Origin of the sequence: Kitasatospora sp. NBC_01300, from assembly GCF_041435235.1 — a bacterium.
Lineage (GTDB): Bacteria > Actinomycetota > Actinomycetes > Streptomycetales > Streptomycetaceae > Kitasatospora.
This window is the reverse complement of record NZ_CP108408.1, coordinates 7,243,202-7,258,325: the sequence shown is the minus strand read 5'-3', so window position 1 is coordinate 7,258,325 and position 15,124 is coordinate 7,243,202. Positions and strand designations below refer to the sequence as shown.

Genomic DNA, 15,124 nt, shown 5'->3' with positions numbered 1-15,124 from the left:
TTCCGGCGTGGTCGGCTACCGGCGCCGGCCCCAGCAGGTGATGAGCGGGGCGGTGGTCACGTCCAGTTCGGTGTCGCGGAGGTTGGCCAGGTGCCGGTCCAGGTCGGCGGCGGGGAGGTCGGGGCCGACCAGCTGGTCGCGGAGCTGACGGACCGTCGCCGCCTCCAGCTCCCGGCAGGCCGGGGAGGTGACGGGGAAGTACGCCTCGGCGGCGACGTCCGTCAGGCCCGCCTCGCGGAGCAGCCGGGGCAGGGTGCGGCCGAAGGCGAGGTCGGCGCCGCGCTCGGCGAGCCGGGCCCGGAACGCCCGGCGCACCCGGTTCGCCAGTTCCTGGTCCGGTCCGTGCTCGTCCGGGCAGGCGAGCGGTTGCAGGGCCGGGTCCGCGTCCTCGACCACCAGCCAGCCGCCGGGCCGGACCGCCGACGCCAGCCGTCGCAGCACCTCGGCCCGGTCGGGCAGGTGCACCAGCACCAGGCGGACGTGCACCAGGTCGAACAGCTCGTCGGGCAGCGGGTCGCGGGTGACGTCGTGCCGCAGGACCTCGACGCGGTCGGCGGGCAGTCCGGTCAGCCAGCTGGTGTCGAGGTCGCTGGCCAGGACCCGGCCGGTCGGCCCGACCCGCTCGGCCAGCGCCAGCGGGATGCCCGGGCCGCCCGCGCCCACCTCCCAGCAGTGGTGTCCGTCGGCCGGGCCCAGCCGGTCCAGGTGCTCCAGGGTCCACGGGTCGAACAGCTCGGCGATGCCCTCGAACCGTCGACCCGCCTCCCGCTGCCGGTTGTCCAGCAGGTAGCCGCGCTCGTCGCCCATGCTCCGCGCCTCTCGGATCGCCCTTGCCCGTCGCCCGCCCGTCGCTCGACGCGGCCGACCGCGATGGTAGGCGATCGGCGCCGGGCGCGCGAAGGCGCCCCGGGGACACGCCGTTGCGCCGTCGGCCTACCCGCCGGGGTCGCGAGGGCGGGCGGGAGCCGAGGGGAATCGAGCGCTTAAACTGATCATCCGAAAGTGGATCAATCTGCATCCTCCGCCGACCCGCCCGAGGTGCCCCGCGATGAGCCAGTCCTGGAAGCCGCTCCCTGACGATCTTTCGGAACCCGCTCGGCGTCTGGCCGAGGAACTGCGTGCGGTCAAGGACGCGCACCAGATCTCACTGGCCGAACTCGGGAAGAGGACCTACCTCAGCAAGGCCTCCTGGGAGCGCTGGCTGAACGGGAAGCGCCTGATCACCCCGCAGGCCCTGGCCGGCCTGATCGCCACGGTCGAGTGCGACGCCGATCTGCTCACCTCCCTGCTGCGGAAGGCCGAGGCCGCGCGCGGCGCGGACGAGGCGCTCTCCCCCGGGGCCGCGCCCGCGCCGGCCGAAGCCCCCGGGCTCCAGCCCGCAGCGCCGGCCGAAGCCGCCGCGCCCGAGCCGGCGGCCGAAGCGCCCGACGCCGCCCCCGCCCCGCCGCGGCCCGCCCCGTGGCGGCGGCCGGCGGCCGGCGTGGGAGCCGCCGTCGCCGCCGTGCTCATCCTGTTCGCGGTCCTGTACCTGCGCGGCCCGCACGGCGGCAACGGCACGGCATCGGCGGCGACGCTCCCGCCGAAGACGGCGGCGGCGACGGCGACCGCCGGGCCGGCGCCGCTCTGCGAGGGCGTCGGCTGCGCGGGCAAGGACCCCCAGGCCATGCGGTGCGACGTCGACCAGCGCACCCTGCTGACCGGCAACGTGGGCAAGGTCGTCCTCTACGTCCACTACAGCCCGCGCTGCCGGGCCGCCTGGTCGGGGATCACCGACGGCTCCCCCGGGGACAGCGCCACCATCACCACCAACCACGGCTGGCAGGAGACCGCCCTGATCCACTGGGGCTACGACAACTACTCCGTGATGGTCGACGCGAGCCCCGGCGACACCACCTTGCAGGTGTGCGGCCACCAGAAGGACGGCGACAGTTGCACCGACGTCGTCACCGATCCCGCCGCCCGCGCGAGCGCCCTCCCCAGCCCCCCGCCTCCGGCCGCCGCTCCCACGCCCGCGCCGACACCCACGCCGACGCCGACGCCCTGAGGAGCCGCCACCAGCGCGGCGAAACCCACTGGCGGCCCGGGCCCGTACGAACGAGCATGGCCCGCATGAGCGACCGACCCGAGCGATGGACCCAGGCGACCGTCTACCCCGACATGTGGGCCGACCCGGACGACGACCCCCGCAACAGCGAGGGAGTCAGCCCGGACGGCGAACTCGCCACCCTGAACGACTTCCTGACGAACTACCGCCACACCCTGCGGATGAAGTGCGAGGGCCTGGACCCGGAGCAGCTGGCCCGCCGCTCCGTCCCGCCGTCGACGATGTCGCTGCTCGGCCTGGTCCGGCACCTCGCCGAGGTGGAACGGGACTGGCGCGGCTGGATCAGCGACGGCGATCCGCTGCCGAAGCTCTACGGCAAGCGGGACGCGGACTTCGACGGAGCCGTCGCCGAGCAGGCCGAGGTCGACGCGGCCTTCGCCGACCTGGCCCGCGAACAGGCCGCCACCGACGCCGCCCTGGCCGCACACCCCGATCCGGGCGTGCGGCTGGGGAAGAACGGCATCGCGGTGCGAGAGCTGCTGGTGCACAGGATCGACGAGTACGCCCGTCACTGCGGGCACGCCGACCTGTTGCGCGAGTGCCTCGACGGGCGGGTCGGCCAGTGAGGCCCGTCCCGGTGCGCTGAACCCAGCGGCCGGCCTCGGCGGCCGGCCCCGTCAGGCGGCGCCCCGCCGGAACACCGCCGACAGGCTCGCTCCCCCGGTGCCCGCCACCGTGCAGCGCAGCACCAGCGGCCCGGAGTCCGAGACCACCGTGATGCCGGTGCCGCCGCTCGCGAGCCGGTAGCCGTCCCTCGCCAGCGTCAGCTGGACGGTGGCCGCCTTCCGGGTGGGGTCGGCGAGGGCGACGGAGAGTTCGTCGCCGTTCTCGCGGAGCAGGACGGAGCAGGGGGCGGAGACGGTCAGCGGGCCGACGGTGCCGGGGGAGAAGAAGTTGGCGAGGGTGAGTCCGAGTCCGGGCACGCTGATCGCCTGGGCGTCGGCCGTGTTGGCGAGCACGGTGGCCGTCGGGGCCGCCGCGCGGGCCGCCGCCTGCTCCGGGCCGGCCCCGGGCATCAGCACGTAGTGGTACGTCCCGTCGACGGGGTCGGTGCCGTGGTCGAGGCCGATCGACAGGTAGGTCCGGGTGATCGGGTCGGGCGCCCCGCCCCGGTTGATGTCGGCCCACGCCCCGGTCCGCCGTTCGCGGGCGAGGTCGAGGGTGGCGCCGTCGGGGAACACCCAGGCGCCCGACCCGGCCAGCGCCGCCCAGCGGACGCCGTCGGCCCTCCGGCTCCAGCCGGGGTCGGCGGGCTGGCTGACGCCGTCCAGCACGAACTCCCGGTCCTCGCGGGCCCCGAGGTTGCGGTGGTCGACGGTCGTGCGGACGGCGACGCCGTCGGTGCAGCCGATGCCCGCGCCGAGGCAGACGATCGAATCGTCCAGGCAGAACCAGGACTTGCGCCCGACCAGGGTGGAGCCGAGGCCCCGGACGTCCTGGCCGACCACCGACCGGTCGCCGTCGCTCGCCCCGCCGGCCCAGGCGGTCGCCGGGCGGGCCTGGCCCCAGTCGCCGCCGGCCCCGTCGGCCAGCGGGCGCGTCGACACGGTGGTGCCGGGCAGCCGGTAGGGGTCTGCAGTGGGCCAGAAGGAGTCGCTGTACTGCTCGTCGCCCTGCTCGCCGCCGTACCAGTAGAGCATTCCGCTGCCGCTGTGCCAGGCCCGCAGGTTCTCGCCGTTCCCGCACTCGTAGAAGGCGGTCCGGGACGAGGACAGGCTGAGCTGCGCGCTCCAGCCGGGCCGGCGGTGGACGGCCCGGTCCATGGTGAACACCCGGCTGCCCGTGCCCTCGTCCGCCGCCCGGGTGCCGGAGTCCGCCAGGAGGGCCTGTGCGCGGGCGAGTTCGGGGACGTCGGCGAGGACGTTGGACAGGTACGGGAGCACCTGGTCGCGCTGGAGGGAGCCCTTCACGGCGGCGCGCCAGGCCGCCGCCTGGGCGGCCGGCACCGACCCGGAGTCGGCCAGCCGCAGGACGTCCCCGAGCAGGGCGTGGCCGCGCACGTGGTCGTCCAGGCGGGCCCGCCGCGCGTCGCCGGCCTGCACGCCCCGGCTGACGGCGCGGCCCGAAACCCCGTCCATCACCAGGCCGTTGAACAGGAACGGCAGGAACCCCCGGTCCACGGCGGTGAAGACGTTCCGCAGCGCGGGATCGGTGACGGCCCAGGGCGTTCCGGCGAGCAGGCGCAGCAGCCGGCCCAGGCTGCCGAGCAGCACCTCGCCGTAGCTGCCGGTGTACGGCACCCAGGTGTGCTGGACGAAGCTGCCGTCGGCGTAGATCCCGTCGCCGGTGGTCACGTAGCGGAACACCGGTGACAGCCCCCGCTGCGCGGCGGCGACCGGGGCCGCCGAGCGGCCGATGACACCGCGCAGCGCGAGCACCCGGCACAGGTCCACCCGGTTGGCCCCGGTGCTGGTCCCGGTGTACTTGTCGACCACCGTGGACGGGACGAAGTGGTCCACGGCCGCACCGCACGCGGCCGCCCGTTCGGCCGTCAGGAGGTCGCCGATCAGCACGCACACGTCCAGCAGCGCCTGGGGGGCGCCGATCTGCCAGTCCCACCAGTTCCCGTACGACGTGGTGGTGGCGGTGTAGGCGCGCTGGAGCACCCAGTCCAGGCCGGTCGCGACGGCGGCGCCGAGGCCGGGATCGCCCGTCGAGCCGGTGGCCGGCCGGGTGAGGGCCAGGGCCATGAGCCGAAGCCGCCCGACCGTCGACGTGACGGCGGCGGAGGCCGAGCCGACCGGCAGGTCGGGCCAGAGCGACCCGGGCTGCGGGCTCAACGCGGCCTGATGGCCCCGCGCCTGGTCGCCCAGCGCGGTGAGCGCGCGGGCGAACGGCGGCGCGGCCGGGTCGTACCCGGTGCCGGTCAGCTGCTCGGACCAGGCCGCGCGCATCGCGTCGTAGCCGTCGGCGGCCCGGGCCTCGGTGGGCCCGCCGAGCCACCACGCGGCCGCCGCGGCGGTGGCGGCCGCGCTGGTCCTGAGCAGTCCACGCCTGCTCAGGACCGGTATCGCCGCCGGATCACCGGTCTTCGTCCACGAGCTGTCCATCGGGCCGTCCTTCCTCGCGAACTCCCTTGTCTGACGGGAGAGTAAGCGCTTTCTATCGCGAGGACAACGCTTCCGGCACAGGTCAGTGACCGGAGTTCCGGCTACCCGACCGGCCCCGTCGAGCCGCGGGGCACCAGCTCGGTGGCGAGGACGGCCCGCTGCGGCTCGGGCCCGGGGCGGTGCAGCGCGAGGCGCAGCGCCGTGCGGCCGAGGTCGAGGTGCGGGATGCGCACGGTGGTCAGGCCGGGCCTGAGGTCCTCGGCCCCGGGCAGGTCGTTGAAGCCGACCACCGAGACCTGTTCGGGCACGTCGATCCCGTGCTCCCGCAGGACCGTCAGCACGACGGCCGCCACGTCGTCGTCGTGCGCGAAGACCGCCGAGAAGTCCGGCGGCCCCTGGGCCAGGCGGCGGCGCAGCCAGGCCCGCGCCCCGTCCCGGGTGTGGCACCCCTCCACCGTCAGTTCGGCCGGGCGGCGCTGGCCGTGGGCCGCCAGCGCGGCCTCGTACCCGGCGAGGCGCTCCCGGGTGGTGGTGGTCGCGGCCGGCCCGCCGAGGAACAGGATCCGCCGGTGGCCCAGCGCCAGCAGGTGGTCGACGGCGGCCCCCGCGCCGCCCGCGTTGTCGTAGTGCACGGCCGTCAGCGGCAGTTCCTCCCCCGGGGCCGGCCGGCCGCAGAGCACCAGCCGGGAGCCGGCCGCGTCCAGGATGCCCGCCAGCCGGGCGATCCGGGTGCGGTACCCCTGGCTGTCCTCCACCCCGCCCACCAGCACGACGGCCTCCACGTCGCGCGCCCGCATCTCCTCGACCAGCGTCAGTTCGCGGTCGGGGTCGTCGTCGGTCGCCGCCACCAGGCAGAGGCAGCCCTCGTCCACCGCCTGCCGCTCCACGCCGTGGGCGACCCGGTTGTGGAAGGGCGCCGCGAGGTTGCCCAGCAGGATCGCCACCGTCCGGGACCGCCGGCCGGCCAGTGCCCGCGCCTGCGCGTTGACGACGTAGTCGAGGTCGCGCACCGCGCGCAGCACCCGCTCCCGGGTGGCCCCGGCCACCGGGTAGTCGCCCGCCAGCACGCGCGACACCGTCGCCATCGACACGCCCGCCAGCGCCGCCACGTCGTTCACCGTGGGCCTGCCCCGCCGGGCTCTCCCCCCGTCGCTCACCGCTGTCCCCCCGGTCCCGACCTGCTCCGTGCCCGGCCTCCACGGCGGGCCGTGCCCCGAGGATACGGGCGGCCGCCCTTCCCGCTTCCGCAGACCTCCGAAGACCTCCGAAAGACCTCCGCCGGCTGCTCGTCGGCCGTCTCGCGTCCGCCGGGCTCAGGAACCGTCGTCAGATGTCGGACGTCACTCCCCCTGCAGGCCGTTCGCGCAGGTCGCGGGTGGGTGGGAGCCGGAAGGGACGGGTGGGGAGCGGTGACGCAGGTGACGCAGGTGACTCAGGTGGCCGAGGTGGCGGACGGGGCCGTGGCCGGTGTGGACGGAGCTGCGCCGCAGGGGCGGCGGGCGTTCGCGGTGGCCGGGTTCGCGTCGGGGCGGGGCGAGCGGGCGCGGGAGCGGGGGAAGGCGCTGCGCGGGCGCATCCCCCGGGAGCGGCACGCGGAGTTCTCGACCGCGCCCGGGCGGCCGACGGCCGTCGAGGCGATCGAGGCGTCCAACGCGGGCCGGATCGCCGCGTTGGTGCCGATCCGGGTGGGGCGGATGGCCGCCACGCCGTTCGCGTTCCTGCGCGGTTCGGCCGGACTGATGGCCGCCGACCTGGCGGGCACCCCGGACACCGGGGTCGGCGCCCAGCTGTGCGGGGACGCGCACGCCGCCAACTTCGGGCTGTACGGGGACGCCCGCGGGCAACTGGTGATGGACATCAACGACTTCGACGAGACCGTGCCCGGCCCGTGGGAGTGGGACCTCAAGCGGCTGGCCGCGAGCCTGGTGCTGGCCGGCCGCGAGACCGGGGCCGACGAGACCACCGCCCGGGAGGCCGCCCAGCACGCGGTCGGCTCGTACCGCCGGACGATGCGCACGCTCGCCAAGCTGCCCGCGCTGGACGCCTGGAACGCCGTCGCGGACGAGCAGTTGGTCTCCTTCACCGAGGCGCACGACCTGGCCGAGGTGCTGCGCAAGGTCGGCGCGAAGGCGCTGGGCAACACCAGCGCCAGATTCGCCGCCCGCAGCACCGCCCGGACGGCGGACGGCGGCCGGCGGTTCACGGCCGCTCCGCCGGTGCTCACCGAGGTGACCGACGCGACCGCGCGGGCCGTCGCGCAGTCGCTCGGCCCGTACGTGGCGACGGTGCCCGCCGAGGTGCGCACCCTGCTGTCCCGCTACCGGGTGCAGGACGTGGCGTTCCGGGTGGTGGGCACCGGCAGCGTCGGCACCCGCTCGTACGTGGTGCTGCTCACCGACCACCGGGACCAGCCGCTGGTGCTCCAGGTGAAGGAGGCCCGCCCGTCCGTGCTGCTGCCGTACCTGGAGCGCGCGGGCCACCCGGTGGCCGGTCAGGACGGCCACGAGGGCCGCCGGGTGGTGCTCGGGCAGAAGCACATGCAGGTGGTCAGCGACACCCTGCTGGGCTGGACGACGGTGGACGGACTCCCCTACCAGGTCCGGCAGTTCCGCAACCGCAAGGGCAGCGTCGACCCGGCCGCGCTGCTGCCGGGCCAACTGGATGACTACGCCCGGATCACCGGCGCCCTGCTGGCCCGGGCGCACGCGCACACCGCCGACCCCGGCCTGCTGGCCGGCTACTGCGGCCGGAGCGAGGCGCTGGACGAGGCGGTCGCCGCCTTCGCCGTCGCGTACGCGGACCGGACCGAGGCCGACCACGCCGACCTGGTCGCGGCGGTGCGGGCCGGCCGTCTGCCGGCCGAGTTCGGCGTCTGACCGGCGCGTCCGGGTCGGGACGCCTGGGTCAGGCGGACAGGAACGGCGCCACCGCGGCGACGAACTCGGCGGGCCGGGCACCGTGCACGAGGTGCCCGGCCTCGATGGTGACCATCCGGCAGTCCGGGATCAGCCGGGCGAGCTCGGCGAGCCGCTCCTGCGGGACGTGGCTCGCCGAACCGCCCGCGACCACCAGGGTGCGGGCGGTGATCCCGGCCATCCCCGCCAGCCAGGCCGGGTCGGGGGTGTCGACCTGCGCCTTGACGGCCTTCACCACGGCCCAGTCGAAGTGCACCGGCTCCTCCGGCGCGTCCGGCACCGCGCCGGCCGGGCGCGGGTGCGGTGCCGGGATGTCCTCCAGGACGAGACGGCCGATCCGCTCCGGCCGGGCCTGGGCGACCAGGTAGCCGACCACGCCGCCCATCGAGTGGCCGACCAGGTCGACCCGCGCCAGGCCGAGCGCGTCGAGGAAGGCGAGCACGTCGTCGCGCATCTCCTCCAGGCCGTACCGGGCGGTGCGGCCGCTGTCGCCGTGGCCGCGCAGGTCGAGCGCGTACACGTGGTGCCCGGGAGCGAGGCCGGGCAGGACGACGTCCCAGTCCGTGGCGCGCTCCCCGAGGGCGTGCAGCAGCACCAGCGCCGGGCCGTCCGGCGGGCCGCTCTCCCGGTAGGCGAGCGCCACCTCGGGCAGGTCCACGGTCCGGTTCTCTGTCATGCCCGCCACCGTAGCTGCGGGCCTGCGCTAGCGGACCGCTGTTCGCCCACGGCTCACCGCGACGGGCTCGCCGGGCGCCTCCCGGGCCGCCCGCCGGCCGGCGAACACCGAGGCCAGGACGGCGAGGGCGGCGACCGCCGCGCACACCACGCTGGTGGCCAGGTAGGCGGAGCGGTGGTCGCCGCCCCCGGCGGTCTGCCGCAGGTAGACGCCGGACAGCGCCGAGACCGCGACCGCCGCCGCGATCCGCTGCGCCATCTGCAGGATGGCCCCGCTCACCCCGGCCGCCTCGGCGGGCGCGTGGCGCAGCACGTACGCCTGGTTGGTGGCGCCCATCACGCCGATCGAGGCGCCGCCGAACAGTTGCAGCAGCGCGAGCAGCCAGGGCAGGACGGCGGCGGGCGCCCAGTGCGCGACCAGTCCGCTCGCCAGCATGACCAGGGCGGAGCCGGTCATGCCCGCGGTGACGGTGCGCCGCCCGAAGCGCTGCACCACCCGCCAGGCCAGCGCGGAGGCGACGCCCATGGCCACCGCCGAGGGCAGCGCGACGAGTGCGGCGCCCATCGGGGAGAGCCCGAGGCCGTCCTGGAGGAACATGGTGAGCACCAGTCCGGCGGCGAGCGAGGAGCCGAACTGGGCCATCGCGGTCACGGTGCCGAGCGCGTACGGCGCGGAGCGGGTGAGTGCCGGGTGGATCAGCGGGTGGCCGCCGGAGCGGGCGTAGCGGCGCTGCCACCAGGTGAGGGTGCCGAGCAGCAGGACGGCGGCGGCGGCGAAGGCCAACCAGCCGGTCCAGCCGGGCGGTTGGACGAACGGCAGCATCAGGGCGAGGGTGAGCGCGGCGACCAGCAACAGCCCGACCAGGTCGAGGTCGGCGTGCCGGGCGCTCGGGCGCGGCCTGGGCAGGTGACGCACCGCCAGCGCGACGGTGGCCAGGCCGAACGGCACATTGAGCAGGAAGGTCAGCCGCCAGCCGTGCTCGGGGCCGGCCGCCGCCAGGACCGCGCCGCCGATCGGCGGGCCGAGCGCGAAGGCCAGCCCGCCCGTGACGGCGTACATGCCGAGGGCGCGGGCCCGTAGTTGGCCGTCGAACACGTCCTGGAGGGTGCCGATCATCTGCGAGTTGACGAGCCCGGCGCCCACGCCCTGGAGCAGCCGGACGGCGATCAGCACCTCGGGTGCGGTGGCGGTCGCCGAGACCAGGCTGACCAGGGTGAACAGGGCGAGGCCGGTGACGAAGAACCACTTGCGGCCCCTGACGTCGCCCAGCCGCCCGCCGGGGATCAGAGCCAGGCCGAAGGCGAGCGAGTAGCCGGCGACGATCCACTGGAGGTGGGCGGGCTGGGCGTGCAGGCTCTCGCGCAGGGCCGGGATGGAGGTGTTGAGGACGGACTGGTCGAGCAGCGTGGTGAAGCCGCCGGCGACGCAGACCAGCAGGACGCGGCGCCCGGCGGCGTCGAAGCGCTCGCGGGGCCCGGTGGATATCCGGGTCTTCGGGCGCCTCACGGTTCCACCACCACCAGGGCGTACCGGGCGTCGTCCGGGCCGGGGGCGCGGAAGCGGCTGGTCCCGGAGACGTAGCGCAGGCAGTCGCCGGGGCCGAGCAGGTGCCGCTCGCCGTCCACGGTGAGCTCCAACACCCCCTCGAACACCCACAGGTGGTGTTCCAGGTCCGCCACGCAGGGGCGGTCGTAGGCGATGTCGGCGCCGGCGGGCAGCCGGCCCTCGACGATCTCGGCGCGCAGCGAGCCGTGCGGCGGGGAGACGGAGCGGCGGACGAAGCCGGTGGTCTCGTCCCGCCAGATCCGCTGGTCCGCGGCCCGCACCAGCCGGGCCGGGGCCGACTCGACCTCGGCGAGCAGCCGGGACATGGTCCGCCCGTAGACGGCGCAGAGCCGCCCGAGCAGCGCGGCGGTCGGGCTGACCTCGGCCCGTTCGACGCGCGACAGCGTGGAGCGGCTGACGTCCGCCAGCCGGGCCAGTTCCTCCAGCGTCCAGCCCCGTTCCAGTCTCAATTCGGCGAGCCGGTTGGCGAGCCGCTCGTCGGCGGCCGTCTCGATTCCCATATTCGCGATGCTATCCCGGATATGAGATCACTCCCAGGGGCGCGGGCCGCTGTGGCCGGGGCGTGGAGAAGGGCGGGAGGCGTGGACTCGGCCGGGGCGGCGCGCCGCGTTCGGGTGCACGCCCCTGCGCTCCTCGCACCCTCGCCCTTTCCCCCGGCTCCTCCGACCCTTCGATTCCTCCGCCCCTCGGCCCGGGAGGGGCGGTGATCATATGATGTTCGGCGGATCGGGGCTGGTCAGCGGCCCATCGGCGAGGGGGAATCATGTTCGGCATCATCAGACCGTGCAAGCACCGACTGTCCGAACGGCTTCAGGCCTCGTGGCTGGCGCACCTGTGCGGGCTCTGCCTCGCGCTGCGCGACGACCACGGCCAACTCGCCCGCACCGCCACCAACTACGACGGCCTGATCATCTCGGTCCTGGTCGAGGCCCAGGCCGCCCGCGAGGACGCCTCCTGGCGGCGCACCGCCGGGCCCTGCCCGCTGCGCGGCATGCGCACCGCCTCCGTCGCCCGGGGCGAGGGCGCCCGGCTCGCCGCCGCCGTCTCGCTCGCCCTCGCCTCGGTCAAGATCCGCGACCACGTCGAGGACCGTGACGGCGTGTTCGGCCGCCGACCGGTCGCCGTCGGGGCCCGCGCGGTCACCCGGCGGTGGGACCGGAAGAGCGCCGGCAGCGCCTCGACGGTCGGCTTCGACACCGGCGTGCTGCTCGAAGCCGCCTCCCGACAGGGCGAGTTGGAGCGGTCCCTGCCGCCCGGCGGCTCCGTCCTGCTGGTCACCGAGCCCACCGAGACCGCCACCTCGGCGGCGTTCGCGCACACCGCCGTCCTCGCCGGCCGCCCCGGCAACGCGGCCCCGCTCGCCGAGGCCGGCCGGCTCTTCGGCCGACTCGCCCACCTCCTCGACGCCGCCGAGGACCAGGCCGCCGACGCCGCCGGCGGCGCCTGGAACCCGCTGACCGCCACCGGCACCGACCGCGCCGAGGCCGAACGCCTGTGCCGCGACGCCGTCCACGGCATCCGGCTCGCGCTGCGCGAGGTCGAACTGACCGACCGGGCCCTGGTGCACCTGCTGCTCGCGCACGAGACCGAGCGGGCCGTCGAGCGGGTCTTCGGCCCGGCCGCCCACGCGGCCGTCTGCCGGACCCGGAACGCCGGGCCCGCCGCCGACGGGCCCGCCGCCGACGGGTCCGCGCACGCGGCGACCGACGGGCGCCCGCACGCCGCCGCCGGGGAGCACCCGCACGACGCACCGCCGCGCCAGGCGCCGCCCGGGCAGACCCCCGGCCAGGAGCCCGGCGAGACCCCGCTCCCGCCGTGGGTGCCCCAGGGCCCCGGCTTCACCCCGATCGGTCCCAAGCCGCCGCGCCCGCGCAACCTGCTGGCCGGTTGCGCGGTGTGGGCGCTGATGGCCTGCACCTGCCAGTTGCTCTGCTGCGAGCACGACGACCCGTTCAGCCGGGAGCGCCGGGAGGGCTGGTGTCAGCGGCACGGCTGCGACTGCGGCGACTGCTGCGACCCTTGCAATGGTTGCGACAGCTGCGACGGCTGTGGCTGTTGTGATGGTTGTGACTGCTGCGACTGCAGCTGCTGACGCGCCGTACCGTCAGCCGTCCGGATTCCACCGCGCCGCCGACGGCAGCGGCGGCAGCTGCGACACCGCCACCTGATCGACCGCCACCGGCCCGGAGCGCCCCCGCGGCACCCCGGGCCGGTCCGCCGGCCCGTACGACTCACCGCGCCGCCAGAGCGGCAGCACCACCACCGGGCGCCGCTCCGGCCCGTCAGGCATCGGACCCGGCCGCCGCCCGGCGCCTCGCCCGGTCAGCCGTCCGATCCACCGCCAGCGAGTTCTCCAACCGCGCCAGCAACTCCCGGAACCGCTCGGTGTCCTGCTCCGTCATCCGCCCCTCGGGCGCCGCCCCCGGCCACTCGGCCGTCGTCTCGTTCATGGGTCCGACGTTACGCCCCGACGATCAACAGGCGATAAATACGGAACGCACGCCTACGGGTGCGGCGGTGAACGGAGCCGGTCCTCTTGGCGCGCGCGGGGGTTGGTGGTTCACTTCTCATGTTAGGCAACTTTCCTAACCCGGGATCGACGCTCGACCGCCTCCCCCGCGAGAGGACCAGCTCCCCATGGGCCGTAGCCGCACCAGGACACTGATCGCCGCGGCGGCACTCGCCGCCCTGCTCCCGCTCACCTCCGCACCGGCCGGAGCCGCCGCACCCGCCGCGCACGGCGCCCGGGCCGCCTTCCAGCACCCCGGCGTGCTGGTCGGCGACCGGCAACTCGCCTTCGTCAAGGGCAAGCTGGCGGCCGGGGCCGAACCCTGGACGTCCGCCTTCGCCGACCTCCGGTCGAGCAAGTACGCCTCGCTGGACTGGCAACCCCGGCCGCGCGCCACCGTCGAGTGCGGGTCCCGCTCCCACCCCGACAACGGCTGTTCGGACGAGCGCGACGACGCGATGGCCGCCTACGCCCACGCCCTCCAGTGGGTGCTCACCCGCGACCAGCGGTACGCCGACAAGGCGATCGAGATCATGGACGCCTGGTCGGCCGTGATCCAGGAGCACACCAACAGCAACGCCCCGCTGCAGACCGGCTGGTCGGGCAACAACTGGTCCCGGGCCGCCGAGTTGATCCGCCACTCCGGGGCGGGCTGGCCGACCGCCTCGATCGACCGCTTCGCCACCATGCTGCGCACCGTCTACGTGCCGCTGCTGTCCCCCGGCAGCCCGCGCAAGAACGGCAACTGGGAGCTCATCCAGACCGACGCCCTGATGGGCATCGCGGTCTTCCTCGACGACCGCGGCCTCTTCGACCAGGCCGCCGACATGTGGCGCAAGCGCCTGCCCGCCTACGTCTACCTGTCCTCCGACGGCGCCCTGCCCGTCCCGCCGCCCAAGGCCGGGATCCAGGGCAAGGCCGCGCTGGTGAAGTACTGGTCCGGCCAGTCGACCTTCGTGGACGGGCTGTCGCAGGAGACCTGCCGCGACTTCGGGCACACCGGCTGGGGCTTGGAGGCCGCCGCCCAGACCGCCGAGACCGCCCGGCTCCAGGGTCTCGACCTGTGGGGCGAGGGGCGCGAACGGCTGGTCAAGGCGCTGGAGTTCCACACCGCGTACGACAACGGCGCGAAGGTACCGAACTGGCTCTGCGACGGCTCGCCGAAGACCGGCCTCGGCGCGGCCGTCCAGCTCGCGTACAACGAGTACCACCTGCGCGAGGGCGTGGCGATGCCGCAGACCGCGCAGTACGTGGCCGCGCACAGCCCGTTCGGGGCCGACTACTTCATCGGCTGGGAGACCCTGACCCACACCAGCGCGCCCTGACGGCGCGGGCGGCGAGCGGCGGCTCCGGGGGCGTCCGTTCGGGGAACGGGCCCGCCGGGAACGGGCGTTCCCGGGAACGCCCGTTCCGCGCGCGGCTCACCCCTCGGGGAACAGACCCTCCAGGACGGTGGCCACCCCGTCCTCGTCATTGCTGCCGATGACGTGGTCCACCGCGGCCAGCACCTCCGGGTGGGCGTTGGCGACGCCGTACGAGGTGCCCGCCCAGGCCATCATCGGCAGGTCGTTGGGCATGTCGCCGAACGCGACCGCCTGCTCGCGGGTGATCCCGCGCCGCCGCGCCAGGTCGCCGAGCGCGGCGGCCTTGCTGACGCCCTTCGCGACGGCCTCGACCAGCCGCTCGCCGTTCGCGTGGTAGACCGTCACCAGCTCGCCGAGCACCGGGCGGGCCAGCGCCAGCAGCTCGTCCGCGGACAGCTCCGGGTGACGGCCGATCAGCTTGGGCGCCGGGCGGCCGAACAGCCGTGCGTCGTCGAGGCGTTGCACGGTGGTGTCGGCGTCCCAGGCGCCCGCCTCGTAGTGCGCGTCGCCGGCCAGCTCCTGGGCGTACTCGACGGCCAGCCCGATCCCCGGCACGGCCTCGCGCAGCCGCCGGGCGCTCTCGCCGAGCACGTCGACCGGGATCGGGTTCTCGGCGACCACCGCGCGGGTGCGCATGTCGTAGCCGAAGGCGCCGTTGGAGCAGATCGCCACGCCCCGGTGGCCGAAGGCGGCCGCGATCTCGCCCATCAGGCGCGGCGGGCGGCCGGTGACCAGGACGACGAGCCCGCCGGCCCGTTCGACCCGGGCGAGGGCGGCGACGGTGCGGGCCGAGACGGTGCGGTCGCCGCGCACGATCGTCCCGTCGAGGTCGGTGGCCACCAGGCGCGGCGGCCGTATCGGGGTGACGGTGGGTGGGGTGGTGCTCGGGAGGCTCATGGGTCGGTGCTCCGTGCTGGTCGGGGTTCGGTGGGAGCGGCCG

The 15,124-nt window shown here is 75.6% G+C and carries 14 protein-coding genes; 5 read left to right on the top strand and 9 right to left on the bottom strand.

What is annotated here, in order from left to right:
• Positions 1-15: 15 nt before the first annotated feature.
• Complete coding sequence (locus OG556_RS31300; RefSeq protein ID WP_371522050.1) at positions 16-807, bottom strand: methyltransferase domain-containing protein; 792 nt, start codon at positions 805-807, stop codon at positions 16-18.
• Positions 808-1,048: 241 nt separating this feature from the next.
• On the opposite strand from OG556_RS31300, the gene OG556_RS31295 reads away from it, so the two are divergent.
• Together OG556_RS31295 and OG556_RS31290 are read left to right on the top strand one after the other, a co-directional pair.
• Positions 1,049-2,044 carry a DUF2690 domain-containing protein gene (locus OG556_RS31295; RefSeq protein WP_371522048.1) on the top strand — a complete coding sequence of 332 codons (996 nt, stop codon included), beginning with the start codon at positions 1,049-1,051 and terminating at the stop codon, positions 2,042-2,044.
• A 56-nt stretch (positions 2,045-2,100) separates the two neighbouring features.
• Positions 2,101-2,670, top strand: coding sequence for a DinB family protein (locus tag OG556_RS31290; RefSeq protein WP_371522047.1), 570 nt, complete (start codon positions 2,101-2,103; stop codon positions 2,668-2,670).
• A gap of 51 nt (positions 2,671-2,721) precedes the next feature.
• Here the strand turns inward: OG556_RS31290 and OG556_RS31285 are convergent, their stop codons facing one another.
• Together OG556_RS31285 and OG556_RS31280 are read right to left on the bottom strand one after the other, a co-directional pair.
• The gene (locus tag OG556_RS31285) at positions 2,722-5,154 is read right to left on the bottom strand and encodes a polysaccharide lyase 8 family protein (protein WP_371522045.1); all 2,433 of its coding nucleotides are present in this window, start codon (positions 5,152-5,154) and stop codon (positions 2,722-2,724) included.
• A gap of 101 nt (positions 5,155-5,255) precedes the next feature.
• Positions 5,256-6,272, bottom strand: a complete 1,017-nt coding sequence (locus OG556_RS31280) for a LacI family DNA-binding transcriptional regulator (protein ID WP_371522043.1) — start codon at positions 6,270-6,272, stop codon at positions 5,256-5,258.
• A 291-nt stretch (positions 6,273-6,563) separates the two neighbouring features.
• Here OG556_RS31280 and OG556_RS31275 point away from each other — a divergent pair, with 291 nt between their 5' ends.
• Positions 6,564-8,030 (top strand): DUF2252 domain-containing protein, encoded by a 1,467-nt coding sequence (locus tag OG556_RS31275; protein WP_371522041.1) that lies wholly within the window; start codon positions 6,564-6,566, stop codon positions 8,028-8,030.
• A gap of 28 nt (positions 8,031-8,058) precedes the next feature.
• Here the strand turns inward: OG556_RS31275 and OG556_RS31270 are convergent, their stop codons facing one another.
• The 3 genes from OG556_RS31270 to OG556_RS31260 are packed head-to-tail and all read right to left on the bottom strand — an operon-like array spanning position 8,059 to position 10,811.
• Positions 8,059-8,745 (bottom strand): alpha/beta fold hydrolase, encoded by a 687-nt coding sequence (locus OG556_RS31270; protein WP_371522039.1) that lies wholly within the window; start codon positions 8,743-8,745, stop codon positions 8,059-8,061.
• 27 nt (positions 8,746-8,772) lie between these two features.
• On the bottom strand, positions 8,773-10,251 hold the full coding sequence (locus OG556_RS31265; RefSeq protein ID WP_371522037.1) for an MFS transporter: 1,479 nt from the start codon (positions 10,249-10,251) through the stop codon (positions 8,773-8,775).
• Entirely contained in the window at positions 10,248-10,811 is a 564-nt protein-coding gene (locus tag OG556_RS31260; RefSeq protein ID WP_063350572.1) for a helix-turn-helix domain-containing protein, read from the bottom strand. Before OG556_RS31260 ends, OG556_RS31265 begins: the two co-directional genes overlap by 4 nt.
• 263 nt (positions 10,812-11,074) lie before the next feature.
• Here OG556_RS31260 and OG556_RS31255 point away from each other — a divergent pair, with 263 nt between their 5' ends.
• Positions 11,075-12,403 carry a DUF5685 family protein gene (locus OG556_RS31255; protein ID WP_371522034.1) on the top strand — a complete coding sequence of 443 codons (1,329 nt, stop codon included), beginning with the start codon at positions 11,075-11,077 and terminating at the stop codon, positions 12,401-12,403.
• A gap of 12 nt (positions 12,404-12,415) precedes the next feature.
• Here OG556_RS31255 and OG556_RS31250 read toward each other — a convergent pair whose 3' ends face one another.
• Positions 12,416-12,601, bottom strand: coding sequence for a hypothetical protein (locus OG556_RS31250; protein WP_371522032.1), 186 nt, complete (start codon positions 12,599-12,601; stop codon positions 12,416-12,418).
• Positions 12,594-12,761 carry a hypothetical protein gene (locus OG556_RS31245; RefSeq protein WP_371522030.1) on the bottom strand — a complete coding sequence of 56 codons (168 nt, stop codon included), beginning with the start codon at positions 12,759-12,761 and terminating at the stop codon, positions 12,594-12,596. Before OG556_RS31245 ends, OG556_RS31250 begins: the two co-directional genes overlap by 8 nt.
• A gap of 187 nt (positions 12,762-12,948) precedes the next feature.
• Here OG556_RS31245 and OG556_RS31240 point away from each other — a divergent pair, with 187 nt between their 5' ends.
• Complete coding sequence (locus tag OG556_RS31240; protein ID WP_371522028.1) at positions 12,949-14,145, top strand: alginate lyase family protein; 1,197 nt, start codon at positions 12,949-12,951, stop codon at positions 14,143-14,145.
• A gap of 96 nt (positions 14,146-14,241) precedes the next feature.
• Here the strand turns inward: OG556_RS31240 and OG556_RS31235 are convergent, their stop codons facing one another.
• Positions 14,242-15,081 (bottom strand): HAD family hydrolase, encoded by an 840-nt coding sequence (locus OG556_RS31235; RefSeq protein ID WP_371522026.1) that lies wholly within the window; start codon positions 15,079-15,081, stop codon positions 14,242-14,244.
• Positions 15,082-15,124: the final 43 nt, after the last annotated feature.

Bases quoted from the DNA above. Each gene is read 5' to 3' on its own strand.
- OG556_RS31290 (WP_371522047.1), top strand. From the start codon at position 2,101: ATGGCCCGCATGAGCGACCGACCCGAGCGATGGACCCAGGCGACCGTC.
- OG556_RS31270 (WP_371522039.1), bottom strand. From the start codon at position 8,745: ATGACAGAGAACCGGACCGTGGACCTGCCCGAGGTGGCGCTCGCCTAC.
- OG556_RS31235 (WP_371522026.1), bottom strand. From the start codon at position 15,081: ATGAGCCTCCCGAGCACCACCCCACCCACCGTCACCCCGATACGGCCG.
- OG556_RS31260 (WP_063350572.1), bottom strand. From the start codon at position 10,811: ATGGGAATCGAGACGGCCGCCGACGAGCGGCTCGCCAACCGGCTCGCC.
- OG556_RS31295 (WP_371522048.1), top strand. From the start codon at position 1,049: ATGAGCCAGTCCTGGAAGCCGCTCCCTGACGATCTTTCGGAACCCGCT.
- OG556_RS31255 (WP_371522034.1), top strand. From the start codon at position 11,075: ATGTTCGGCATCATCAGACCGTGCAAGCACCGACTGTCCGAACGGCTT.
- OG556_RS31300 (WP_371522050.1), bottom strand. From the start codon at position 807: ATGGGCGACGAGCGCGGCTACCTGCTGGACAACCGGCAGCGGGAGGCG.
- OG556_RS31250 (WP_371522032.1), bottom strand. From the start codon at position 12,601: ATGCCTGACGGGCCGGAGCGGCGCCCGGTGGTGGTGCTGCCGCTCTGG.
- OG556_RS31245 (WP_371522030.1), bottom strand. From the start codon at position 12,761: ATGAACGAGACGACGGCCGAGTGGCCGGGGGCGGCGCCCGAGGGGCGG.
- OG556_RS31240 (WP_371522028.1), top strand. From the start codon at position 12,949: ATGGGCCGTAGCCGCACCAGGACACTGATCGCCGCGGCGGCACTCGCC.
- OG556_RS31285 (WP_371522045.1), bottom strand. From the start codon at position 5,154: ATGGACAGCTCGTGGACGAAGACCGGTGATCCGGCGGCGATACCGGTC.